The following is a 25,189-nucleotide window of genomic DNA, read 5'->3' as shown; positions in this document are numbered from 1 at the left end:
TTACTCACTCCTCAGACATCCAAGTACGAAGCAGTTTAGCAAACTCTTCTGGATTACTTTCAGCTAATTTTTCTAACTGTTTCTTCTTCACTGCACCTTCGCCTCGTTCTTCGAGGTCTAGGTCTGGTACTTCATCTTCATATGGAACTTCCCATTCGTTCGTCTCTTCCACAACTTCTTGCTTGCGTCTACGCATCGCGAAGAAGATCAACGCAAGGAGTACGACTGCGCCTGCTGCTGCCGCATACATCCACCAAGGTGTCGGTTGCTCTGTTGCCGCGACTTCTTCCACTTCAGCGAACGGTCTCGACACGACGACAACTTTCTGTTCAAGTTCAGCATCCGTGATGGCCTCGTCCGTCTTCGCTAACGACGTCCGAATGATGGAATACATCATCGTCTCGAGGTCGCCCTCTAGCTGTGGATCGATGCTTGTCGCGCCATCTGGTGGTTCAACGATGAGTTGTACCCCGAGGTCACGAATCGTGTACGGTGCGTTTTGAATCTGTTTCGTGATGCGATTGACCTCGTAATTAATAATTTCATGATTCTTTTCGCTTTCTTCTGTACCCTCGCCAGTCGCCGCTGGGAAGTTGATTGTGTCGTTCTCACCAGTTCCCGTCGCTTCTGTCGCCGTTCCTGTTCCGCCAGTGTACGCTTCAGCGATTCGCTCGGCAGATGTCACAATCCCTTCCATGTTCTCTTCATCGACGGGTGTGACAAGATTCTGTTCTTCAGCCGTCTGTGTCGTGTCGATGTCGGCTGTGACGGAAACGAGTACGCTCCGTTCACCGAGTAGGACCGAGAGCATCTGCTGAATTTGTTGACGGACATCTTTTTCGACTTGTCGCTTGAGCGCCAATGGATCCGATGAAGAACCTCCAGCAACAACGGTCTGGTCGAGATCATAATACGTGAAGTATTGGTCCATGATTGAGATGTTTTCCGGTTTCAAGTTCGGGACACTCTTACTAATCAAATGATAGAGGCCTTTTACTGTGTTTGGTTCTAAGTTCGTCCCCGCGCCGATGTTCAAAACGATGGATGCGGTCGGCTCACCTTGATCCTCTGCCAAGAAGACAGATTTCTCAGGAAGTGAGATGATGACTTTCGCTTGATTGATTCCTTCGATTTGTGTGATGAGTCGCTCGAGCTCCGTCTGCATCGCACTGCGTTCGATGACAGCCATCTCACGGTCTGTCGTTCCGAACCCTGCATTTTCACTGAAGAAACTGTAGTCAATTGAACCGGATTTTGGAATTCCGGCAGCAGCCAGACTCACTTTCAACTGATCGACCATTTCAGTCGGCACATAGACGCTCACACCGTTCGAAGTCGCCTTGATTTCCGACTGCACGCCGTCCGCTGTCAACTTCTCCGTCACTTCACCTGCTTCTTGAGCAGACAAGTTTGTATAGAGAGGCGCCATGTTCGGTCGTGAAAGGAAGAATGTGAGCACGAGGGCCGCGATTAATATGACCGCGATCGAGATGCCCCATACGAGTTTACGCTTCGCTGGCATCGCCTTGAGAGCATCGGTCATGGATTTGAATCGTTCTTTTAATTGTTCATTCATCGCAACGTGTCATCCTCTACAATTAAACTTGCATTCGCATCATTTCTTGATAGGCCTCAACAGCCTTGTTCCTCACCTCGATGGCAAGTTGCATCGCAATCGACGACTCTTCGCTTTGAATCATCACTTGATGAAGGTCAGCCTTCCCGACGGCTAAATCTTTACGGGCCTGGCTTGTCGCTTGTTGTGTCTCATTCAATGCGTTCATCGCTTCATTCAAATATGACCCAAACTGAGATGGGTTCGTTTTACTCATTGATGGCGTGACTTCTGGGCTCATCAATTGAATCGGGTTAATTTGCATCCTTCATCACTCCTTATCCTTTTCCAATCTCCATCGCTTTGACGAGCATCGCCTTCGATGCATTCATCGCTGCGATGTTCGCTTCATATGAACGAGTCGCACCCATCAGGTCGACCATTTCTTTCAAAAGATCGACGTTCGGCATCTGGACGTACCCTCGCTCGTCCGCATCGGGATGATTCGGGTTGTAGACCAATTTATAAGGGGCATCGTCTTCGATGATTTGAGACACTTGCACGCCCCCGTTGACGGCGTCTAGTCGCTTCCGGAATGGCGCTTCCTGTAACACGGTCATCTTCCGCGTGTACGGTTGCCACTCTCCGTCCACGAGTTTCCCACGAGTCGTCTGGGCGTTGGCGATGTTCGCCGACACGGTATCCATCCGCAGACGTTGTGACGTCAACGCTGATGCTGAAATATGAAAACTATCAAACATCCCCATCGATTAACGACCTCCTCGAATAACAGATTTTAATCCTCCGAGCCTACGATTCAATTGCTCCATCATCGCCTCGTACTGGAGTTGGTTTCGCGCCAGTTCACTCATCTCATAATCCAAGTCGACATTGTTGCCGTCACTTCTCATGGCACCACCGGCTCGATCGATGACTTTCGACTGGGTCGAGTCACTCGGACGTCCACCTTGTAGCTTGAGTCGCATCTCGCTCTGAAGCGTCTGTTCAAACACGGCCTGTTTGGCCTTAAAGTTCGGCGTATCAATGTTCGAAAGATTATGACTAATGACCTTCTGATTGAGGACTGCATGATTGACGGCTTGCTTGAGTAATTGATAGTCACTACCAATCCAATTCACGGCGTTCACTCGCTTTCATATAATGACTACTGAATATACCTGATTTGGAAAATCTACTATTTCATTGAAACAAATCTGTAACAGTTCTGAAAGATATTTTTTAAAACATAGGTAAATGGGTTAACATCTTTTTGTCGAATTAACGTCAAAAGGTGAAAAAAATTACTTTTGTACTAAAAAAAACCGCTCCCTCGTTGAGGAAAGCGGTTTTTTAGGAATAAAGTCCCTTTTAAAAGTGTTTTCAATGGAAATCACACATCGAAAGTTGTATTTCAGTTTGATTTCAGTTTTTGTAATTCAAACAAGAAGTTATCATTTAATATCTTGATATACGTTCCTTTCATTCCTAAAGAACGTGATTCAATAACCCCTGCACTTTCCAATTTTCGAAGTGCATTGACGATGACCGAACGCGTGATTCCCACTCTATCGGCAATTTTGGAAGCAACTAGCAGTCCTTCGTTTCCACCAAGCTCTTCAAAGATATGTTCGATTGCCTCAAGCTCCGAGTATGATAACGAGTTAATCGCCATCTGGACGACCGCTTTCTTACGTGCCGACGTTTCTGCCTCTGCAGCCTTCTCGCGAAGGATTTCCATTCCAACTACTGTCGCTGAGTATTCTGCGAGAACGAGGTCGTCTTCTGTGAATTCATTCGCCAATCGACCAAGGACGAGCGTACCTAAACGTTCTCCTCCACCGATGATTGGGACAATCGTCGTCTTCGAGTTAAGGAATAGGTCGTGGTTCTCGACTGGGAACGCTGTATATTCACTATCGATGTCGATGTTCGCTGTCGTTTCTTTCACATTGAACAAGTTCGAAGCATACGGCTCTGGGAACTGTCGGTCGACTAAGAATGCTTTCATCCGGTCATTCTCAATCTGTTGTTTGATTGCAAAACCGAGAAGTCGTCCGCGACGGCTCACGATAAATGTGTTGGACTCAAGGACTTCACGCATTTTGTCCGCCATTTCTTTAAAGTCAACGTGCGCACTTGCCTCTTGTTGAAGCATCGTGTTTAACTGGCGAGTTTTTTCTAGTAAGTTCATAATCTCTATTTCCTCCCTGTATGTGCATACAGAATCTTATAAAATATATTGGCTCAGATCACGGTCATCGGCGATTGAACCGACTTTTGCTTGTACGTATGCGGGTGTGATTTCCACGGTTGTTTGTGGCATATCCGCCGCTTCAAATGATAAATCTTCTAAGACGCGCTCCATTATAGTATAGAGACGACGTGCACCGATGTCATCGGTCTCCCGATTGACATGTGTCGCAATTTTCGCGATTTCTTCAATGGCCTCATGTGTGAAACGGACCGTGATTTCTTCAGATTCTAACAAGGCCGTATACTGTTTGATGAGCGCCTGTGACGGTTCCGTCAAAATCTTGACGAAATCTTCTTCCGTCAAACTGTTCAATTCAACACGGATTGGGAAGCGTCCTTGTAGCTCCGGGATCAAGTCAGACGGTTTGGCCATATGGAACGCACCGGCCGCGATGAAGAGAACGTGATCCGTTTTGACCGGTCCATACTTCGTGACGACCGTAGACCCTTCTACAATCGGAAGGATGTCACGTTGCACCCCTTCACGGGATACTCCAGCGTGATCTTGCGATTTGGTGGCAATCTTATCGATTTCATCCACGAAGATGATTCCCATCTGTTCACTGCGTCGTACGGCTTCATCATGGACTTCATTTAAATCGAGCAGGTTCTCTGCCTCTTCCGCAATGAGTAGCGGTCTGGCTTCACGAACCGTCAGCTTACGTTGTTTTCGCTTCTTCGGAACAATTTGGCCGAGCATGTCCTGAAGATTCGACAACCCTTCCATCCCTTGACCTTGGAACAAATCCATCGTCTGCTTTTCTTCTAATTCCACCTCGATGACGCGGTCTTCGAGCTCACCGAGTTCGAGCAACCGACGGAGTTGGACCCGATCATTATTAGAAGTGTCCGTCGTGGATTCAGGCTGCTGGGTCTGCCCACCGAACAATGCTTCGAACGGATTCGATGCAGTAGGTGTCGCTTTTGCTTTTCCTTGCAACGCATCTAAAAGGCGTTCCGTCGCCGCACGCTCCGCTGGCTCCTTCACATCTTCTTTTTTCTCTTCTTTGACAAGACGAACCGATGCCTCGACGAGGTCACGCACCATCGACTCGACGTCACGACCGACGTAACCGACTTCCGTAAATTTTGTCGCTTCTACTTTCACGAACGGTGCACCGACAAGCTTGGCTAACCGTCGAGCGATTTCGGTCTTTCCGACCCCGGTCGGTCCAATCATCAAAATATTTTTTGGTGTGACTTCATCGCGAAGGTCCGCACTCAACTTTTGACGACGATAGCGATTTCGTAAAGCAATCGCTACGGCTCGCTTGGCATCTTTTTGTCCGATTACGAAACGGTCTAACTCTGATACGATTTGTCTTGGTGTCAACTCTCGTTTCATTCAGCAGCGCCTCCAATCGTTTCTACAATGACTTGATCATTTGTATACACGCAAAGCTCACCGGCGATTTCGAGAGCGGCACGCGCGATTTCCTCTGCAGACTTTTCAGCGGAGTGGCGCACGAGTGCGCGACCTGCCGCCAAGGCATAGTTCCCACCAGACCCGATCGCAAGAATCCCATCGTCCGGCTCAATCACTTCTCCATTTCCGGAGACGAGTAACAGATGCTCCGCATCCATCACAATCAACAGTGCCTCGAGTTGGCGCAACATCTTATCTCCACGCCATTCTTTCGCAAGTTCTACCGCTGCTCGTGGCAAGTTACCGTTATACATTTCAAGTTTCGATTCAAACTTTTCAAACAATGTGAAAGCATCGGCTACGCTACCTGCAAAACCGGCAACGACTTTCCCGCCATAAAGGCGTCTGACTTTCTTCGCCTTGTTTTTCATGATGACGGCATTCCCGAATGTGACTTGGCCATCTCCACTCATCGCACATTGGCCATTGTGTCGAACTGCAAAAATCGTTGTTGCATGAAACATATCGTAACCTCCTACTTTCTTGGATGTGTCGCTTGATAAATCGACCGAAGTCGTTCGGTCGATACATGGGTGTACCGTCCGGTCGTCGACAAGGACTCATGCCCGAGTAACTCTTGGACGGCACGCAAGTCCGCTCCCCGCTCTAACAAGTCCGTCGCAAAGCTGTGTCGCAACGAGTGCGGGGTAAGTGGTTTATGTACCCCACTGTCTTTTCTCAAACGCTTCATGACATAGCGGATTTGGTCTGTTGTCATCCGATTCCCTTTTTGACTCAAAAATAATGCGGTTTCTGTCGGGAGCCCGACACCTTTACGTAATTCGATATAACGCTGCAAAGCTTGTACGGCATATTGCCCGATTGGGACATACCGTTCTTTCTTCCCTTTTCCCATCACATGGACGAAGGACAAGACCTCATCGAATGAAGAAAGGTTCATCCCACACAGTTCGGCGACGCGGATCCCCGTCCCATAGAGTACTTCTATGATGGCGACGTCCCTCGCCTGTAAAAACGGGTCGTCTTGCCTCGAGGCAGCCTCTAACAATTGCTCGACTTCTGTCGGGACGGCAAAGGTCGGCAAGGACTGTTTCTTTTTCGGTGAGGTCAGGTCGTGAAACAACGGTTCTCCACCTTGTTCTCTTGCCATAAACTTCCCGAATTGCTTGAAACAAGATACTTTTTGGGACACCGTGGACGCGGCCAATTGTTTCTCATAAAGGACATATAAATAACGCCGCGCCGTCTGAGCATCGTAGGGATCTTGATGCGTCGATTGGCAATATGCGGCGTACTGGTCGAGCGTTTGCTCGTAGGAGCGTTTCGTATGAGGAGACAGTCGACGTTCAATTTGGCAGTAGCGTAAAAAGGATTGTCGATCCTCTAAAAATCCCATTTTATCGCCTCCTCGATGACTCTTAAAAACGCATGTTCTCGTCAAATCGAAATTAGCATAGCATACAGAATGTAAGGTGACAATAGATAGCCGTTCAATAATCTGAAAATTTTCAAAGTATGAAACAAAATACACAATTGAAATTTTAATTCAAAACAAAAGAGCCAAAAAATGGCTCTCCTGTTCAAAGGTCTTTATACTGTTGGATCGTTTCTAACGCACGGTTCGCGTAACGCTCATACCGTTCTTGCTTCTTCATCTTTTTCGGAGCATCTTCTAGTGACGGTACCAATCCGAAGTTTGCGTTCATCGGTTGGAAGTGCTTCCCGTCAGCTGTCGTGATGTAATGCGCCATCGAACCAAGCATCGTCTCACGTGGGAGAACGACAAGTTCTTCACCTGCGATCATCTTCGCCGCATTGATCCCGGCTAGAAGTCCAGACGCTGCCGACTCCACATATCCTTCTACCCCCGTCATCTGACCGGCGAAGAAGAGCGTGTCACGTGTACGCGCTTGATATGTCGGCTTGAGTAAGCTCGGTGAGTTGATGAACGTGTTACGGTGCATGACACCGTAACGAACGATGTCCGCGTTCTCAAGCCCCGGGATGAGACGGATGATGCGCTTCTGTTCGCCCCACTTCAAGTGTGTTTGGAAGCCGACCAAGTTATAAAGTGTGCCTGCCGAGTTGTCTTGACGAAGCTGAACGACGGCATATGGACGTTTTCCTGTCTTCGGATCTTCTAAACCGACCGGCTTCATCGGTCCGAACAGAAGCGTCTTCTTCCCACGCTCGGCCATGACTTCAAACGGCATACATCCTTCAAAGTAAATCTCTTTTTCAAACTCTTTGAGCGGAACGACTTCTGCCTTGATCAACTCTTCGTAAAACACGTCAAACTCTTCTTCTGTCATCGGACAGTTCAAGTAAGCGGCTTCACCTTTGTCGTAACGCGACTTCAAATAGACTTTGTCCCGATCAATCGTATCGCCATCTAGAATCGGAGCTGCCGCGTCATAGAAGTAGAGATAATCTTCTCCCGTGAACGCCTTGAGCGAGGCAGAGAGGTCAGGAGAGGTCAACGGACCGGTCGCCACGATGACGATGCCTTCAGGAATCTCCTTGAGCTCTTCATTGTGCACGGTGACATTCTCGTGGTTCTTTAGCTTCTCGGTGATGAATCCGGCAAACTCATGACGATCGACGGCAAGGGCACCGCCAGCCGGGACACTTGCCGTGTCCGCCGCTTTTAAGATGAGCGAGTCAAGCGTACGCATCTCTTCTTTCAAGACACCTACGGCATTTTGAAGACCGTTCGCACGAAGCGAGTTCGAACAGACGAGCTCCGCAAATTGATCCGTGTGGTGCGCCGGCGTTTGACGAACTGGTCTCATTTCATATAAATCTACTTGAATACCGCGCTTAGCGAGTTGCCAAGCCGCTTCGGAGCCGGCCAATCCGGCCCCAATTACAGTTACACGTTGTTGCAACATTAATCCTCCTCTTGCTGATGTACCTCGGTGTGGGTACAGTTCGTACATTGATATTTCACGCCGTCTTTAATTTTCTTCTCGACCATCAAACTGTCGCATACAGGACACGGTTTCGCAACCGGTTTATCCCATGAGACGAATTCACATTCCGGATAGTTCGAGCAACCATAGAAGAGACGACCTTTTTTACTGCGACGTTCCACGATTTGTCCATCCTTACAGTTCGGACACGGAACACCGATTTCGACTTGTACCGGTTTCGTGTTCGTACAGTTCGGGAAGTTCGAGCACGCCATGAATTTGCCGTACCGTCCCATTTTGATGACCATCGGTGAACCACAGACTTCACAGTCGATTCCGGCTGGTTCATCCTTCACTTCGATTTTCTCGATTTCTTCTTCGGCACGCTTCAATCGTTTCTCGAACGATCGGTAAATCGGCGCGACGACTTCCGTCCACTCGACTTCCTTATGCTCAATCGAATCAAGAAGGGTCTCCATGTCGGCTGTGAACTGGACCGTGATGAAGTCGTTGAAATACTCATCAATCATCTCGATGACGAGTTCTCCAAGTTCAGTCGGTAAAAACTTCTTCTCTTCGAGAACGACATAACCGCGTCGTTGGATCGTGTCGAGTGTCGGCGCGTACGTCGACGGACGCCCAATCCCGAGTTCTTCCATCGCTCGAACGAGTCGCGCCTCTGTATAACGAGGTGGCGGTTGTGTGAAGTGTTGTTTCGGTTCAATCGTTTCAAATGTCACGGTGTCATCCACTTCGAGAGGAGGCAATAATCCTTCCTTCTCTTGGTTCGTGTCCTCGATATCATCGTCTTTCGACTCGATGTACACTTTCATGAAACCAGGGAATTTGACCGTCGACCCGTTCGCACGGAAAATCATCCCGTTCGATTCGACGTCGATTTTGACCGTATCGAGCACGGCTGGTGCCATTTGGCTCGCAATCAATCGTTCCCAAATCAATTTATACAGCCGCAACTGGTCACGTGACAGATAAGGCTTCAAGGAAGCTGGGTCGCGGAGTGCCGAAGTCGGACGAATCGCTTCGTGCGCGTCTTGGGTATTCGCTGATTTCTTTTCTTTTTGTTTCTGTAAGGCGACATACTCTTCACCGAATGTCGATTCGATATATTCCTTCGCCTCCGTCTTCGCCAAATCAGAGATACGTGTCGAGTCGGTACGCATATACGTAATCAGACCGACTGTACCTTCTTTTTTGCCGAGATCGATTCCTTCATATAATTGCTGCGCGAGCATCATGGTCTTCTTCGCACGGAAATTCAATTTACGGGCAGCATCCTGCTGTAATGAACTGGTCGTGAACGGTAGCGAAGCGTTCCGCTTCCGTTCTTTCCTCGTCACATCAATGACTTTAAACGTATCATCGATGGTATCGAGGACAGATTGCGCATCTTCTTCAGACTTCAATTCCATCTTCTTCCCATCTTTTCCGTAAAATGAAGTCTCGAACGTTTCCCCATCATGATTTAAATCAAGTTTAATCGTCCAGTACTCTTCCGGGTCGAACGCGTTAATTTCACGTTCACGGTCGATAATCATCTTCACGGCTACCGATTGAACTCGCCCTGCAGACAATCCTTTTTTGACTTTCTTCCATAATAATGGGCTCATCCCGTATCCGACAAGACGATCTAAAATGCGTCGGGCTTGTTGTGCGTCGACAAGATCGTGATTGATCTTACGTGGGTGTTTAAACGATTCTTTAATCGCATCTTTCGTGATTTCGTTAAAGACGACACGACATTCAGTCGTTTCATCGACACCGAGTGCGCGTGCTAAATGCCAAGCAATCGCTTCCCCTTCTCTATCGGGGTCGGCCGCGAGAAAGATTTTTGTCGCTTTTTTCGCTGCTGTCTTCAATTCTTTCAATACCGGCCCTTTACCACGGATGGTAATATACTTCGGTTCAAAGTCGTGTTCGACGTCTACCCCGAGTTGACTTTTAGGCAAGTCAATCACGTGCCCCATCGAAGCCTTGACCATATAATTCGGACCTAAATAACGTTTAATTGTTTTTGCTTTCGCAGGTGATTCGACGATCACCAGATATTTTGCCATACATCTGCTCCCCTTTTAGAGGTCATTTAAATCCCTACCATAATATTCATGTTCTCACCGGTTTGTCAACGTACAATCTTGAGATCTCGAATAATTTGATCGGAATTCGTCAATGGAATCGCACCTTCTTCAATCAATCGGTTCGGACCTTCTGCGAGTGGATCAAGGGGCGAACCAGGTACCGCAAATACCGTTTTTCCTTGCTCTAGTGCATGTCCGACCGTATTCATCGTCCCGCTCTTTCGTCTCGCCTGTATAACGACCAACGCATCGCCAAGACCACTGACCAAACGATTTCTTTCCAAAAATTGAAATTTTTGAATCGGCGTGTTTGGTACATATTCACTTAGCAAGACTCCCTCTTGCGGAATCTGCAAAAGCATGTCTCGGTTCGCCGCCGGATAGAGCCGGTCCAGTCCAGCTCCGAGTACCGCCACGGTCGGGCGATGCGTGCGGAGGGCATGGGCGTGGACGAGTCCATCGATTCCGAGGGCGCCACCTGAAACAGATACAGTTTCTTCTATTAAAGAGTGATAGTGATTCACGAGCGATTGACTGATACGATTCAACTCACGACTTCCGACCATCGCAGTCGTTCTTTCTTGTAGTACCTCTAAATCTCCATGATAAAACAAGCAATATGGTGGGTTAGGGATGTCGAGTAACCGTTTCGGGAACAAGTCCTCTTCCCATGTGACGAAATGTTTATACGATTCCGATGCTTGGAAGGCTCGTTCGGCCCGTCTCCAGACATGTTCAGAAAATTGTGTGCGATGTGCCCCGAGTGTTCCGTTCAAATAATGATGCACAAACTCAACTGGCATTCGCGCTGCAGCAAACCGAGCTATTGTTTGATTCATCACAAACTCTCCTTTAAAAAAATGAGGGATGCAAGCATCCCTCAAGATTCTTATGTCGTCGGTTGCCCCGTGACACACGCTTCGTATAATCCTTGCTGTTTCAAGACACGAATCAATGTTTCACCGATGACCGCCGGTGTTTCAGCGACTTCGATCCCATTCGCGTTCAATGTCTTGATCTTCTCAGCAGCCGTCCCTTTACCACCTGAGATGATTGCGCCCGCATGTCCCATACGCTTGCCTTCAGGAGCCGTCTGCCCGCCGATGAAACCGATGACCGGTTTCGTCATGTTGGCTTTTACCCATTCAGCTGCCTCTTCTTCAGCCGTTCCACCGATTTCCCCGATCATGATGACCGCTTTCGTGTCCTCATCTTCGTTGAACGCTTTGAGCGTATCGATGAAGTTTGTTCCGTTGACCGGGTCTCCCCCGATTCCGACAGCCGTCGACTGACCGATACCTGCTGTCGTCAACTGATGAACCGCCTCATACGTGAGCGTCCCAGAACGTGATACGATTCCGACGTGCCCTTTCGTATGAATATAGCCAGGCATGATGCCAAGTTTTGCTTCTCCTGGTGTGATGATACCAGGACAGTTTGGTCCGATTAAACGAGCCGGTTTGTCCTCGAGATAACGTTTCACTTGAATCATGTCTACAACTGGGATTCCTTCTGTGATACAGATGATGAGCTCGATGCCGCTATCAGCCGCTTCCATGATCGAATCCGCTGCGAAAGCAGGTGGAACATAGATGATCGATGCATTGGCACCAGTCGCTTCGACCGCTTCAGAAACGGTGTTGAAGACTGGAACGTTGTCGAGGACCGTCGTGCCACCTTTACCAGGTGTGACACCACCGACTAATTTCGTGTTATATGCGAGCATCTGTTCACCGTGGAACAGACCTTGCTTCCCTGTAATCCCTTGAATGATTACTTTCGTATCTTTATCCGCCCAAATACTCATGTCGTTTCCCCCTTATCGAACAAGTGCTGCGATTTTTTCTGCACCGTCAGCCATCGAGTTGGCCGTCGTGATCGCAAGTCCAGATTCATCGAGAATGCGCTTCCCGGCATCAACGTTCGTTCCTTCTAAGCGAACGACGAGTGGTAAGTCGAGTCCGATTTCTTTCGTCGCAGCGACAATCCCCTCTGCGATGATGTCACACTTCATGATTCCACCGAAAATGTTAACGAAGATTCCTTTGACCTGGTCATCAGACAAGATCAACTTGAATGCTTCTGTTACTTTTTCTTTCGTCGCACCGCCACCTACGTCGAGGAAGTTAGCGGGTTCAGCGCCGTAATGCTTGATGATATCCATCGTAGCCATCGCAAGACCGGCACCGTTGACGAGACAACCTATGTTTCCGTCGAGTGCGATGTAGCTGAGGTCGTGTTTCGACGCTTCCACTTCACGTGGGTCTTCTTCCGTCGTATCACGAAGCGCAAGGATGTCCGAGTGACGATAGAGCGCGTTGCTATCGAAGTTCAACTTCGCATCGAGCGCGATGACGTTGCCGTCTTTCGTCGTGACGAGCGGGTTGATTTCCGCGATTGTGCAATCTGTCTCGACGTACACTTTGTACAACTTCATGACCATGTCACTGAACTCGTTGACGAGTTTCGTCGGGACTTCCATTTTGAATGCGAGACGACGCGCCTGGAATGGACGTAAGCCCACGACCGGGTCGACGATCTCTTTATGAATCTTCTCTGGTGTATGTTCAGCGACTTCTTCGATGTCCATTCCACCTTCAGATGAACCCATGATGACAATTCGGCCGATCGAACGGTCAAGCACGAGCCCTAAGTAAAATTCTTGGTCAATCGCAGAACCTTCTTCGATATAGAGACGCTGGACAACTTTTCCTTCCGGACCTGTTTGGTGTGTCACGAGCGTTTTCCCGAGAATCTCTGAAGCATATTGCTTCACTTCTTCATCTGTCTTCGCAAGTTTAACGCCACCCGCTTTACCGCGGCCACCTGCGTGGATTTGAGCTTTTACTACCTTCACTTCACCGTCAAGCTTCGCAGCAGCTGCCACAGCTTCTTCAACAGTAAAGGCCGGATAACCCGTCGGAACGGCTACCCCAAACTCTCTTAACAATTCTTTCGCCTGATACTCATGGATATTCATATGTTTTCCCCCTTAGTCCCCTTTAATATCGGCACGTCTATTGTAACGAAAAACTGAAAGCGCTGTCTATCGTTCTTGCTTTAAGTTTTCATCTTTTTTTCACATATATCCCTAGACAAATCAAATTTTATCCTGTTCCATCTGATAAAGAAACACAAAAAGTTCGGCAATGACCTGATAAACGTCCTCCGGGATTTGCTCTTCGATGTTCAACGCCGACAATAACGAGAGGAGCGCTGGGTCTTCATGAACAGGAACTCCGTTCGCTAAAGCAATCTCAAGCATCCGCTCGGCGACGATGCCCGTTCCCTTTGCTACGACGTGCGGCGCATCCATCGACTGCTCATAGGAGAGCGCCATCGCTTTCTTCTGGTCTTTCATATTTGGAGGTCCACCTTTCCGAGTGGCGCGAACGTAGCCGGAACATGTTCACGCTTCGCCTCATACGAAAATGAAGACAGTTCGAACGACACCTTTTTTAGGCCTTCTTTCAAAAGTGGTTCGTATGTACGGACGTATGGAGTCAAATCGTGTTGCTCATTGAATACCCGTACGGACACGTAACGCTTTTGAATCAACACATCGATTCCCGTCTCACCGAATCGCGGCGTCTCAAGAAACAAGACGATCCGCGCATGATCCGAGTCCATCGTCTCTCGTTTCGGTGCCTCTAGGCGAAGTTGGACGTTTTCAAACGGACCCAATTGCGGTATGTGAAATGCTTGAGCGACGAACGGCGGGCTTTGGCTCGCGTTGAACGCTTCCTGTGCGCGCACGAACTGCTCGAACTTCGGTTCACCTTTCGCTTTGAATAGCTCCCCGACGAGCGCCTTTACATCCTGACCCGCGCCGCTTTCTAATGCGTTTTTCCCGGCCGCCTTCACGGATTCTGGCGTCAGCATCGGTTCTCGCATCAAGCGTCCGAGCTGTTCTCCTAACGCTTGAAGAGGCGACTTGGCAGCCATGAGCGATTCCGTCGCTTGCGTGACGACTTTCAAGACGAGCTTCGGCTCGACGTCCGTGACGACCAGCTTATACGTGACGTTCTCTTTCACGTTCGCATTGACACCGACCCGGAAGATCCCTTGTGGCAGTTGCATGACCGCCTCGTTGCCAGGTAAGAGCTGTAACACCTTGCCGACGACTGTGTTCCCTAGTAGTAGCGGGCGTGACGTCTGTTCCGTCACTTTGAACGGCATCACCCCTTGATGATCGATCCGCAACGCGACCACTCCTTTCACATATACTTGATGGGGGCGAATGTACGGCGATGGATCGGAGTCACCCCAAGGCGTCTCAACCCTTCTAAATGAGTTTCTGTCCCATACCCTGCGTTTTTCGCAAATCCGTATCCAGGATACGTCAAATCATATTCTTCCATCATCCGGTCCCTCACCACCTTAGCGACGACACTTGCAGCGGCTATTGACACACTGAGGGTGTCCCCTTTAATCAAAGACTGTTGGGGAATGTCGAGCTCGAGTTTCATGGCGTCAATCAATAGGGCGTCCACTTCTCCGACTTGATGAATCGCCTCTGTCATCGCAAGCTTCGTCGCCTCATAGATGTTAATCTCATCGATTATCGCGGGCTCGACAATCCCGACACCGACCTCTGCGACCTCGATGATGTGTGCGTATGCCGCATCCCTCGCCGATTTGGTCATTTTTTTCGAATCATTCAATCCCGGGAGGTAGAACCCATCCGGCAACAAGACCGCTGCTGCCACGACCGGTCCCGCAAGCGGCCCCCGTCCGACCTCGTCCACGCCGACGACCCGCGTATACCCTTTATGCTTCCACTCACGCTCATAGATCATCCGTCGTTCGAAATCCTCACGTAACGCTTGTTCCCGTTCGAATTGACGCTCTTTTTGTCGAATCAATGTCTGAACGCCCGCACGTGGGTCTTGTGACAACGTCGACTTCAATTGGTTCCACTCTTCATATCGGATTTGTTGAAGTTGTTGTTTAATCTGTTGAATCGTCACGGTCTTCCTCCTATTCAAAAAAGCCCTGTGTGCACAGGGCTTTACGCCATTTCGTGATCAGCCGGTGTCTCAAGGGAGATCCGTCCGATTTTTTCATGTCGTAGTTCATTTAAAAGTAGTTCGCTCGCCTTTTCGAAATCGACGTAACCACCACTGATGAGACCACGCTTTTTCCCGATCAACTCAAGGAGCTCCACGCCGTCCTCGGGTAACGTTTCAAGTTTAAATCGTTCCTTTAATTGTTCCGGATAACGAGCATGCAACTCGCGAACCGTATACAAGGCGATATCATCCAAGTTGAGAATCTCGTCTTTGATGGCGCCGGTCGCGGCTAGACGATATCCGACAAGTTGATCCTCGAACTTCGGCCAGAGAATCCCCGGCGTGTCCAACAGTTCCATCTCGCCGCCTTTCATCTTGATCCACTGTTGACGCTTCGTCACACCAGGACGGTCGCCCGTGATAGCAATGTTTCGTCCAGCGAGACGGTTGATGAGCGTCGACTTCCCGACGTTCGGGATTCCGATGATGAGCGCACGGATCGGTCCGGGGTTACGCCCCTTCTCACGCATCCGGTCATGCTTTTCTTTCATCAACTTCTGAGCACCCGTGATGAGCTGTTTTAAGCCTTTGCTATGCTTCGCGTCGACTGCGACAACCTCGACCTCTTCGCGTTTCAAGGCGCGTAACCACGCATCCGTCACGACGGGATCGGCCATGTCTGCTTTGTTCAAGACGATGAGACGAGGTTTTCCTGCTGTAATCTCATCGACCATCGGGTTACGACTCGATTGAGGCACGCGGGCATCCACGAGTTCGATGACGACATCGATCAGCTTTAATTTTTCAGTTACTTGTCTTCTTGCTTTGGCCATGTGGCCAGGAAACCATTGAATTGCCAAAAAAGCACCACCTTAATCTTCTACCGTGCCAACATCATCGAGTGGCCAGAAGATGAAGTTCGTCTTGCCGACAATCTCCTCTTTCGACACAAATCCGATCTCACGGCTGTCTTTCGAGTTTTGACGATTGTCTCCCATGACGAAATACGATTCCTCTGGAACGACCGACTCACCCGTCACTTGTTCGAGTGTGAAGTTCTCCGTCAACGGGAACCCGTTCATCTGGGCACGAAACTCGTCTAAATACGGCTCTTCGACCGCTTCACCGTTAATATAAAGTACATCATCTCGATATTCGAGCGTGTCGCCTGGGATGGCGATGACACGTTTAATATAATCTTTTGATTCTGTCGCATGGAATACGACGATATCGCCTCGGTCTAGCTCCCCAACATAGTTCGAAATTTTACTGACGATCATTCGATCCGCATTGTGGAGTGTCGGCATCATCGACTCTCCTTCAACGATGACAGGAACGAAGATGAACGTCCGGATGACGAACGCGATGACGAGAGCGACGACGATGGCTTTTAGCCAACTAAACACTTCTTTCAACTTCACTCACTCCTCTATCCATTTGAACTTATTGTACTAGAAAAAAAGAAGCTTGTCGCAAGCGACAAGCTTAATTCCCATCTTAACGACGGATTTCTTTAATACGTGCTGCTTTACCGCGAAGGTTACGGAGGTAGTAAAGTTTCGCACGGCGAACTTTACCGTAGCGTACGACTTCGATTTGTGCAACGCGTGGTGAGTGAAGCGGGAATGCACGCTCAACACCTACACCGTAAGAAATCTTACGGACTGTGAATGTTTCGCTGATGCCGCCACCTTTACGCTTGATTACAACACCTTCGAAGATCTGGATACGCTCACGCGTTCCCTCTACAACTTTAACGTGGACACGTACAGTGTCACCAGGACGGAAAGCAGGTACGTCCGATTTGAATTGTTCTTCTGTGATTTCACGGAACAGTTTTTGTGTGTTCATGAATCATATCTCCTTTTTCTTCAATGTTCATATCTTCATATGCCCAAGCATCCAATAGCGGAACATCGGTAATCGATGGGTTTAACCCACATGCTCAAACATAGCATATATTTCTCAATCGCGCAACGATTGCAGGAACTTTTTATCGACATCCGTCAACTCGACATGTTCGAGCAAATCCGGACGTCGTCGATACGTGCGTTCGAGCGATTGCTCCCGGCGCCACGCCTCGATTCGGGCGTGATTTCCCGACAAGAGGACGTCCGGCACGGTCAATCCACGAAAATCAGCCGGTCGCGTATAGTGAGGGTATTCCAAGAGACCTGTCGAGAACGAGTCGTCTTCATGGCTCGCCTGAGCATTAAGGACATCCGGAATGAGCCTTACGGTCGCATCGATCATGACCATCGTCGCAAGCTCTCCACCTGTCAAAACGAAGTCACCGATCGACACCTCGTCGGTCGCCAGTTCATCATGAATCCGTTGATCGAACCCTTCATAGTGTCCACATAGAAAGACCAGATGTTCCTCCTTCGCCCATACCTCGGCCATTCGTTGATTGAACGGTTTTCCGGTAGGCGTCGTCAGAATGACCCGTGGGCTCTTCGCCTCAAGGGAATGAAACGCATCAAAGATCGGCTGTGGGGTGAGCAGCATGCCCGCGCCCCCGCCGTACGGATAATCGTCTACCTTGTGATGCTTGTTCGTTGAAAAGTCCCGGAAGTTGAGGAACGACATCTCCACTTGCCCGAGCGTCTTCGCTCGACCAACGATGGAGTGATCGAGCGCATGAAACATCTCGGGGAACAACGTCAATACATCAATCTTCATCGTCAATCATTCCTGGGATTGGCGTGATGACGACACGTTTCGCATCGACATCGATCTCTTGGACGACCGATTCTATATAAGGGATGAGCGCATCCGACTTGCCTGGTCGTTTGATGACCCAGACATCGTTCGCTCCGTTCGTTTCAAAGATGTCGTCGACGACACCGATGACTTCCCCATCCACGACAGCCTCGCAGCCGATGATTTCATGATAATAAAATTCGTGTTCATCCAAATCGTGGACGTGTTCGGCGTGGACATACAGTTTCAGCCCTTTATATTTTTCAATGAGATTGATATTGTCAAACCCTTTGAACGTGACGAGGTGAAACTGCTTATGCGGACGATACGTCGTGATCGTCATTTCCTGTTTCGTTCCGTCGACATCAAGGAACAACGTGTTTCCTTTTTTAAATCGTTCTTCTGGAAAGTCTGTCGCCGCCAAGATCTTCACTTCCCCTTTCAGGCCGTGCGTATTGGCGATTTTCCCTACATATAACCAGTCCATCTCTATTCCCTCCTCAACAAAATAGGCCGACCTCAGAAAAGGTCGGCCACATCATTACTTCGCGTTTTTCGCGTTGTGGAATTTCTCCATGATCCCTGCTTTAGAGAACAAGTTACGTACTGTGTCAGATGGCTTCGCGCCGTCTGCCAACCATTTGAGAGCGAGTTCTTCGTTGATGCGAACTTCAGCTTCTGGTTTTGCAACCGGGTTGTAGTGACCAACTTGCTCGATGAAGCGACCGTCACGTGGTGAACGTGAGTCTGCTACAACGATACGGTAGAAAGGTGATTTTTTTGCGCCCATGCGCTTAAGACGAATTTTAACTGCCATGGTAATATACCTCCATCATGTGTTTAAGAATTGACAACTTTTATAGTATACAGCTTTTTCGTTCGACTGACAAAAGGTTTTGTTAGAAGAATGGAAGGCCAAGGCCTTTTTTCTTCCCTTTCATTTGTCCTGACATTTGTTTCATCATCTTCTTCATGTCATCGAACTGTTTGATGAGACGGTTCACTTCTTGAATCGAGCGACCGCTCCCTTTTGCGATCCGCTTACGACGACTCGCGTTGAGCACTTCCGGATTGGCGCGCTCATGTTTCGTCATCGAGCGAATGATCGCTTCGACGTGATCGAGTTGTTTCTCGTCGATTTGGACGTTCTTCAACCCTTTCATCTTACCTGCACCAGGTAACATCGAAAGTAATTCATCAATTGGTCCCATGTTTTTCACTTGGGCCAACTGTTCAATGAAATCATCGAACGTGAATGACGCGTCACGAATTTTGCTTTCAAGCTCCTTCGCTGCGTCTTGGTCCATCTGTGTCTCGGCTTTTTCAATGAGCGAGAGCACGTCCCCCATTCCAAGGATCCGTGACGCCATGCGTTCCGGGTGGAATGGTTCGAGGGCATCCAACTTTTCTCCGAGACCGACGAATTTAATCGGCGCTCCCGTGACTGCCTTGATCGAAAGGGCTGCCCCGCCTCGTGTATCTCCGTCGAGCTTTGTGAGCACGACCCCGGTGATTCCGAGTTTCTCATTGAAACTGTCGGCCACATTGACCGCATCTTGACCCGTCATCGAATCGACGACGAGGAAGATCTCATTTGGTTTGGCAATCGTCTTCACATTTTCGAGCTCGCCCATAAGCGTCTCATCGATATGAAGGCGACCGGCCGTATCGATCAACACGAAATCGTGATGATTTGTTTTTGCGTACTCGAGTGCCTTCGTCACAATCTCTTCCGGCTTCACTTGATCACCAAGTGAGAAGACCGGTAAATCGAGTTGTTTTCCGAGTGTCTCGAGCTGCTTGATTGCCGCCGGACGGTAAATGTCCGCCGCGACGAGAAGAGGACTTCGGTTATGCTTTTTGCGAATCAAGTTCGCTAGCTTCCCGGTCGTTGTCGTTTTCCCTGCCCCTTGCAGACCGACCATCATGACGACTGTCGGTGGTTTCTGACTGAATGTGATCGGGACGACATCGCTTCCCATCAAGTTCGACAACTCTTCGTGAACGATTTTGACGACTTGTTGACCTGGCGTCAATGATTTCATGACATCCTGACCAACGGCGCGCTCCTTCACGTCATTGACGAATTGCTTGACGACTTTAAAGTTGACGTCGGCTTCGAGGAGGGCGAGGCGTACCTCACGCATCATCTCTTTGACATCGGTCTCCGAGATTTTCCCTTTACCGCGCATTTTTGAAAGTGTCGATTGCAATCGTTCTGATAATCCTTCAAATGCCATGCTTCAGCCCCCTACTCTAAATTCTCAAGCGCAGAAATCGTGGCGCTCACGTCATCGGTGAGCTCGACTTGACGTTTGAGGGTCTGAAGAAGTTGCTGGCGCTGTTCGAACTTTTCGAATAAGGCTAGCTTTTCCTCGTACTGTTCAAGCATCGTTTCTGTACGCTTTATGTTATCGTAGACCGCTTGACGGCTGACTTCAAACTCTTCCGCAATCTCTCCGAGCGAGTAGTCATCTAGGTAATAAAGAGACATATAGTTGCGCTGTTTCGGTGTGAGGAGCGCTTGATAGAAATCGATGAGATAGTTCATGCGATTCGTTTTTTCGAGCGTCAAACCTTTCACCTCCACATGTTAAGTGAAATCCCTTTACAACTACCTATAGTACAGCCGTGCCTAGTACTTGTCAAGTTTTTTTCTTAACAGCAAAACTTAGGCGAGGTCCTCGTTTGTGTCCTCTTTTTCTGTCAAAGCTTCCTCGTTCTTGTCTTCAAAAACGTCACCGAACAATCCAAGGACGAACTGTTCTGGATCAAACTCCTGTAAATCGTCAATCTTCTCTCCAAGGCCGACATACTTGACCGGGATATCGAGTTCGTTCCGAATCGCTAGGACAATTCCGCCTTTGGCCGTCCCATCGAGCTTCGTGAGGACGATTCCGCTCACGTTCGTCGCTTCTTTGAACGCTTTCGCTTGAACCATGGCGTTTTGCCCCGTCGTCGCGTCTAATGCGAGCAATACCTCGTGCGGTCCGTTCGGTACTTCTCGCTCAATGACTCGTTTGACTTTTTCAAGTTCTTTCATTAGATTGACCTTATTTTGAAGACGTCCCGCCGTATCACAAATCAAGACGTCCATGTTGCGTGACTTAGCAGCCTGAACGGCGTCAAAGACGACAGCAGCCGGGTCAGATCCTTCCGTTTGACGAATGACAGGTACCCCGACACGTTCTCCCCATACTTGAAGTTGCTCGATAGCGCCGGCACGGAACGTATCGCCTGCCGCGAGCATGACGGAACGCCCTTCAGATTTCAACTGGTGCGCCAGCTTGCCGATGGTCGTCGTCTTTCCGACACCATTGACGCCGACAAACAAGATGACCGTGAGTCCGTCCTGCATATTCAGTTCACGGTCCGATTCATCCTCTTGGAGGCGGTTCGCCACCACTTCGACGAGTGCGTCACGCACCGCGACCGGGTCCTTCAAATTACGTCGCTTCACTTCTTCTTTCAAATCTTCGACGAGGTCCATCGTCGTCGTGACGCCGACGTCCGCTTGAATGAGTAAATCTTCGAGTTCATCAAAGAAATCTTCATCCACCTCGCGGAAGCGATAGACGAGGTCGTTGACGGCACTTGCAAAGCCGTCACGTGTCTTCGTCAACCCCTCTGTAAACTTCTGTGACACCTCTTGGGTAGATGTCGTCAATTTCTCTTTTAATTTCTTGAAAAAGCTCAACGTGATTCCTCCATCTCTTCATCCATTTCAACGACACGTTTTGCTTCAGACAGTTCGACCGATAAAACCTCGGACACCCCGTTCTGTTGCATCGTGACGCCATATAGTGTGTCCGCCGCTTCCATCGTGCCTTTACGGTGCGTGATGATGACGAACTGCGTGTCGATCGACAACGTCCGAATGTATTCTCCGAAACGATGCACGTTCGCCTCGTCAAGGGCCGCCTCGACTTCATCGAGGACACAGAACGGTACCGGACGCGTCTTCAAAATCGCAAACAATAAGGCGATGGCCGTCAGCGCACGCTCCCCACCAGACAACAGACTGAGTGTCTGTAACTTTTTACCCGGTGGTTTGGCGACGATTTCGATTCCTGTGTTCAACAAATCCGATTCGTCGACCAATTTCAAATCCGCTTCCCCGCCACCGAAGAGCTCGGTGAACGTCTGTTTGAAGTGCGCCCGGACGCTCGTATACGTCTCTTTGAAGAGGCGTGTCACTTCGCGGTCCATCTCGGCGATGATCTCATATAAATCCTCTTTTGCACTGACGAGGTCATCCCGTTGCTCGGATAAGAATGTGAACCGTTCGTGGACACTATCAAACTCTTCGATTGCATTCAGATTGACCGGTCCGATTTCTTCGATTTGACGAACGAGCAACTTGAATTCCTCTTTCGCCTCTTCTAGTGGGATCTCGAGTGCCGGTAATAGTTCAGCAACGAGTCCGTTCTCTTCTAATGCATCGAGCTTCCATTGTCGTTTCAGCTCGAACTCTTGTTTTGCCGTTTCGAGTTTTCGGACGACAGCTTCTGCTTGACGTCTTGCCTCCGTTGCCTGATCGACCCGTTGACGTATGATCCGATACGCCTCTTCGTTCGTCTTGAGTGTTGCCGTCACTTCTTGAAGCCGCTCTTGAATTTCTGTGAAATCCAGTTTGGCAGTGGCAAGCGTCGCCTCAAGTTCCATAGACGACACGACTTCTCCACTCTCGAGCCGCTTCAGTTCACGCTCCATCTGATCGCTTCGTTCCTGCAGACGATTTTGTTCGGTCGTCAAACGGTCCAATTCATATCGGACCCGTTCTTCTTCGAGCGTGTGACGCTGAAGATCGAGCTCGTTTTGACGAAGCATCGATTCCAGTTGGCCCGTGCTCTCAGCACTTTTCGCCTGCTCTGCCCGAAGCGATTCGAGACGAGAACGAATGTCAGCTTGTGCGCGGTCTGTGTCGGCCAATTCAATCGTCAGTCGCTCTAATTCGGCAGTCGCTGTCTCAATCGTCCGCTCGTAGCGCATCATTTCATGATCGAACAGTTCCAGTTGTGACTTGGCATCGAGCGAGGCACGTTCCGCAGTACGATAGGCCGACTCGACTTCACGGAGGTTCGTTTCAACGGAACGTTTCTCATCCCGAAGTTCAGATAATTGACGCGTAATGTCCGTCAACTGTTCTGTATACTCTTGAAGACGTGTTTGTTGTTCATGCAACATGGCGAGCCCTTGGGTGAGACCTTGTTTCAAGTCATCCAATTCGCGCGACTGCGTGAATAGGGCCACGCCCTGCTTGCGACTACCACCCGTCATCGAACCACCGACGTTGACGATGTCCCCTTCTAACGTGACGACACGGAAACGATAACCCGTCGATTGGGCGATGCGGTTCGCGACTTCAAGTGTCTCAGCCACGAGCACCGAACCGAGCAACGACTTTTTCAACGTCTCGTATGATGCATCTGTTTCAACGAGTTCCGACGCCACCCCGACAAATCCGTTCATCGAGTCGAGTCGATCGAACACGTCACTCGGCACGAATCTCGGCTTGATCGTCGTCATCGGCAAGAATGTCGCCCGTCCTGCGTTGGCTTTTCGTAATTTATCAATTTCACGGCGCCCCACTGACTCATCTTGTACGACCACATGCTGCTGCGTCTGCCCAAGTGCCGTTTCGATTGCCGCTTCATACGAAGGACGGACACGAATCAATTCGGCGACAGCACCAAGGACACCTGGTGAGCGGTCTTTTAAGACGAACTTGACCGCATGGAAATAGCCTTCATACGATTGCTTCATCCGTTCGAGCATCTCGATTCGGTCTTCCGTCTTCTGACGGCGGCGTTCGAGATCGTAATAAGACGATTCGGCTCGGGTACGTTTTTCACGAATTGACGTCTCTTCGTCCCGAAGTTCCGTTTCTTTTTTACTCAGTTGTTCAAAGCGACTTTGCACCACTTCATACTGTTCTCGAGTCGTCAAAAGCGCCGCTTCCTGCGAGGATCGATCCTCGAGACGATGTTTGTTCTCGCGAAGAAGGCGTTCTTTCGACTCGACGGCGACATCGATATCTCGTTGTTCCCGCTTTTGTTGGTTACCGATTGTCGCTTTCGTTGTCGCGAGTTCAAACGCCTCACTTTGTAACGCTTCAATTTCAGCATTGAAATCACGAGAGGCGGCTGTCAACTGTTGTTGAAGCGTCTCTCTCGTCGCAGTCGTTTGTTTCAACGTGTTTCCTTTTTGGTCAAGTTCTTCACGAACGACCTTCAACTGCGCTTCAAGCTCGGTCATCTCCGCACGTACTTCTTCACGTTGACGGATGAGTCGTTCTTTCATCTCGGCACCATGTTCTTCTTGTGCTTTTGCGAGCTTGATGTCACCCGTCAAGCGCTCGACATAGGTCGAGTGCTCCCGTTCGTTTTGGTTGAGCTCTGTCAATTCTTCACGCAGCTCAGCAAGCGTTGCTTCGAGCCCGCTACGTTCCTCCGTGAGGTCACGTACCGAACGGTCACAGTCAGATAACTGTTGAACCGATTCCACGTGACGTGCCGACACTTGCTCAATCTCCTGTTGGAGCAATTGAATTTCTGCGCCCATGATTCCCGTTTCGAGTTCATCATGCCTCGCTTTGGCGACTTTGTACTCCCGCGCGAGTGCCGCCTGTTCACGGAGCGGTTCGACCCGGTCCGCCAACTCGAACAGAATGTCGTCGACTCGGGACAAGTTTAATTCGGTGTCCTGCAACTTGCGTTCAGCCTGTTTTTTTCGCTGACGATATTTCAGTACGCCGGCGGCCTCTTCGATGACGGCACGGCGCTCCTCCGGTTTCCCGGAAATGACCTGTTCGACCCGCCCTTGCCCGATGATGGCGAACGCATCTCGTGAAAGACCTGTATCCATAAACAAATCAATCACATCTTTTAACCGACATGGTTTTTTATTCATAAAATAGTCGCTGTCCCCACTTCGGGTCACGCGACGGGTCACACTCACTTCTTCATATGGGAGACGTAACTGTTCGTCTCGATTATCGAGGACGAGCGTGACTTCGGCGACATTTCGGTGGTTCTCTCCTTCACTTCCGGCAAAGATGACATCTTCCATCTTGGCACCACGAAGTGATTTGGCCGACTGTTCTCCGAGTACCCAGCGAACAGCGTCCGATATATTGGATTTCCCGCTCCCGTTCGGCCCTACAACAGCCGTGACGCCGGGACGGAAATCTAATTCAATTCGCTTGGCAAATGATTTAAAGCCAGCGAGTTCGATTCGTTTTAAGTGCATCGTGACCATCCTATCCGCAG

The 25,189-nt window shown here is 49.5% G+C and carries 26 protein-coding genes; all 26 read right to left on the bottom strand.

Annotated elements, in window-relative coordinates; genetic code table 11:
• Positions 1-4 precede the first annotated feature (4 nt).
• The 26 genes from fliF to smc all read right to left on the bottom strand — a co-directional run bounded on the left by fliF (position 5) and on the right by smc (position 25,169).
• Positions 5-1,576 (bottom strand): flagellar basal-body MS-ring/collar protein FliF, encoded by a 1,572-nt coding sequence (fliF, locus tag EAT1B_RS14875; protein WP_015881387.1) that lies wholly within the window; start codon positions 1,574-1,576, stop codon positions 5-7.
• 22 nt (positions 1,577-1,598) lie between these two features.
• On the bottom strand, positions 1,599-1,880 hold the full coding sequence (fliE, locus tag EAT1B_RS14870; protein WP_015881386.1) for a flagellar hook-basal body complex protein FliE: 282 nt from the start codon (positions 1,878-1,880) through the stop codon (positions 1,599-1,601).
• 13 nt (positions 1,881-1,893) lie between these two features.
• A complete protein-coding gene (gene flgC, locus EAT1B_RS14865) occupies positions 1,894-2,322 on the bottom strand; it encodes a flagellar basal body rod protein FlgC (RefSeq protein WP_015881385.1) in 429 nt (142 codons plus the stop codon).
• A 3-nt stretch (positions 2,323-2,325) separates the two neighbouring features.
• Complete coding sequence (gene flgB / locus EAT1B_RS14860; protein WP_015881384.1) at positions 2,326-2,694, bottom strand: flagellar basal body rod protein FlgB; 369 nt, start codon at positions 2,692-2,694, stop codon at positions 2,326-2,328.
• Between the two features lie 272 nt (positions 2,695-2,966).
• Positions 2,967-3,746: a GTP-sensing pleiotropic transcriptional regulator CodY gene (gene codY / locus EAT1B_RS14855; protein ID WP_015881383.1), complete on the bottom strand. Its 780-nt coding sequence runs from the start codon at positions 3,744-3,746 to the stop codon at positions 2,967-2,969.
• A 36-nt stretch (positions 3,747-3,782) separates the two neighbouring features.
• A complete protein-coding gene (hslU, locus tag EAT1B_RS14850; RefSeq protein WP_015881382.1) occupies positions 3,783-5,153 on the bottom strand; it encodes an ATP-dependent protease ATPase subunit HslU in 1,371 nt (456 codons plus the stop codon).
• A complete protein-coding gene (hslV, locus tag EAT1B_RS14845; RefSeq protein ID WP_015881381.1) occupies positions 5,150-5,698 on the bottom strand; it encodes an ATP-dependent protease subunit HslV in 549 nt (182 codons plus the stop codon). The genes hslU and hslV overlap by 4 nt, the downstream gene beginning before the upstream one ends.
• A gap of 11 nt (positions 5,699-5,709) precedes the next feature.
• Positions 5,710-6,591 carry a tyrosine-type recombinase/integrase gene (locus tag EAT1B_RS14840; protein WP_015881380.1) on the bottom strand — a complete coding sequence of 294 codons (882 nt, stop codon included), beginning with the start codon at positions 6,589-6,591 and terminating at the stop codon, positions 5,710-5,712.
• 184 nt (positions 6,592-6,775) lie between these two features.
• Positions 6,776-8,086, bottom strand: a complete 1,311-nt coding sequence (gene trmFO, locus EAT1B_RS14835; RefSeq protein ID WP_015881379.1) for an FADH(2)-oxidizing methylenetetrahydrofolate--tRNA-(uracil(54)-C(5))-methyltransferase TrmFO — start codon at positions 8,084-8,086, stop codon at positions 6,776-6,778.
• Positions 8,086-10,182: a type I DNA topoisomerase gene (gene topA, locus EAT1B_RS14830; protein WP_015881378.1), complete on the bottom strand. Its 2,097-nt coding sequence runs from the start codon at positions 10,180-10,182 to the stop codon at positions 8,086-8,088. The genes trmFO and topA overlap by 1 nt, the downstream gene beginning before the upstream one ends.
• Positions 10,183-10,247: 65 nt before the next feature.
• On the bottom strand, positions 10,248-11,042 hold the full coding sequence (gene dprA, locus EAT1B_RS14825) for a DNA-processing protein DprA (RefSeq protein WP_015881377.1): 795 nt from the start codon (positions 11,040-11,042) through the stop codon (positions 10,248-10,250).
• Between the two features lie 50 nt (positions 11,043-11,092).
• Complete coding sequence (gene sucD / locus EAT1B_RS14820; protein WP_015881376.1) at positions 11,093-12,010, bottom strand: succinate--CoA ligase subunit alpha; 918 nt, start codon at positions 12,008-12,010, stop codon at positions 11,093-11,095.
• Positions 12,011-12,022: 12 nt separating this feature from the next.
• Positions 12,023-13,183, bottom strand: coding sequence for an ADP-forming succinate--CoA ligase subunit beta (gene sucC, locus EAT1B_RS14815; RefSeq protein ID WP_015881375.1), 1,161 nt, complete (start codon positions 13,181-13,183; stop codon positions 12,023-12,025).
• Positions 13,184-13,303: 120 nt separating this feature from the next.
• Positions 13,304-13,564 (bottom strand): EscU/YscU/HrcU family type III secretion system export apparatus switch protein, encoded by a 261-nt coding sequence (locus EAT1B_RS14810; RefSeq protein ID WP_015881374.1) that lies wholly within the window; start codon positions 13,562-13,564, stop codon positions 13,304-13,306.
• Positions 13,561-14,415 (bottom strand): hypothetical protein, encoded by an 855-nt coding sequence (locus EAT1B_RS14805; RefSeq protein WP_237708248.1) that lies wholly within the window; start codon positions 14,413-14,415, stop codon positions 13,561-13,563. The genes EAT1B_RS14810 and EAT1B_RS14805 overlap by 4 nt, the downstream gene beginning before the upstream one ends.
• Positions 14,416-14,420: 5 nt before the next feature.
• A complete protein-coding gene (locus EAT1B_RS14800; RefSeq protein ID WP_015881372.1) occupies positions 14,421-15,173 on the bottom strand; it encodes a ribonuclease HII in 753 nt (250 codons plus the stop codon).
• 41 nt (positions 15,174-15,214) lie between these two features.
• Positions 15,215-16,075: a ribosome biogenesis GTPase YlqF gene (gene ylqF, locus EAT1B_RS14795; protein ID WP_015881371.1), complete on the bottom strand. Its 861-nt coding sequence runs from the start codon at positions 16,073-16,075 to the stop codon at positions 15,215-15,217.
• A 12-nt stretch (positions 16,076-16,087) separates the two neighbouring features.
• The gene (gene lepB / locus EAT1B_RS14790) at positions 16,088-16,630 is read right to left on the bottom strand and encodes a signal peptidase I (protein WP_015881370.1); all 543 of its coding nucleotides are present in this window, start codon (positions 16,628-16,630) and stop codon (positions 16,088-16,090) included.
• 82 nt (positions 16,631-16,712) lie between these two features.
• The gene (gene rplS, locus EAT1B_RS14785) at positions 16,713-17,066 is read right to left on the bottom strand and encodes a 50S ribosomal protein L19 (protein WP_015881369.1); all 354 of its coding nucleotides are present in this window, start codon (positions 17,064-17,066) and stop codon (positions 16,713-16,715) included.
• A gap of 114 nt (positions 17,067-17,180) precedes the next feature.
• On the bottom strand, positions 17,181-17,897 hold the full coding sequence (gene trmD, locus EAT1B_RS14780; protein ID WP_015881368.1) for a tRNA (guanosine(37)-N1)-methyltransferase TrmD: 717 nt from the start codon (positions 17,895-17,897) through the stop codon (positions 17,181-17,183).
• On the bottom strand, positions 17,887-18,405 hold the full coding sequence (gene rimM, locus EAT1B_RS14775; RefSeq protein ID WP_015881367.1) for a ribosome maturation factor RimM: 519 nt from the start codon (positions 18,403-18,405) through the stop codon (positions 17,887-17,889). The genes trmD and rimM overlap by 11 nt, the downstream gene beginning before the upstream one ends.
• Before the next feature lie 54 nt (positions 18,406-18,459).
• Positions 18,460-18,735, bottom strand: coding sequence for a 30S ribosomal protein S16 (gene rpsP / locus EAT1B_RS14770; RefSeq protein ID WP_015881366.1), 276 nt, complete (start codon positions 18,733-18,735; stop codon positions 18,460-18,462).
• 82 nt (positions 18,736-18,817) lie between these two features.
• The gene (gene ffh / locus EAT1B_RS14765; RefSeq protein WP_015881365.1) at positions 18,818-20,158 is read right to left on the bottom strand and encodes a signal recognition particle protein; all 1,341 of its coding nucleotides are present in this window, start codon (positions 20,156-20,158) and stop codon (positions 18,818-18,820) included.
• Between the two features lie 11 nt (positions 20,159-20,169).
• Positions 20,170-20,493, bottom strand: a complete 324-nt coding sequence (locus tag EAT1B_RS14760) for a putative DNA-binding protein (protein ID WP_015881364.1) — start codon at positions 20,491-20,493, stop codon at positions 20,170-20,172.
• A gap of 96 nt (positions 20,494-20,589) precedes the next feature.
• Positions 20,590-21,615, bottom strand: coding sequence for a signal recognition particle-docking protein FtsY (gene ftsY, locus EAT1B_RS14755; protein ID WP_015881363.1), 1,026 nt, complete (start codon positions 21,613-21,615; stop codon positions 20,590-20,592).
• Positions 21,612-25,169 carry a chromosome segregation protein SMC gene (gene smc, locus EAT1B_RS14750; RefSeq protein ID WP_015881362.1) on the bottom strand — a complete coding sequence of 1,186 codons (3,558 nt, stop codon included), beginning with the start codon at positions 25,167-25,169 and terminating at the stop codon, positions 21,612-21,614. Before smc ends, ftsY begins: the two co-directional genes overlap by 4 nt.
• Positions 25,170-25,189: the final 20 nt, after the last annotated feature.

It is taken from the genome of Exiguobacterium sp. AT1b (assembly GCF_000023045.1).
Lineage (GTDB): Bacteria > Bacillota > Bacilli > Exiguobacteriales > Exiguobacteriaceae > Exiguobacterium.
The sequence above is the reverse complement of the archived record's forward strand: the minus strand, read 5'-3'. Positions and strand labels throughout refer to the sequence as shown.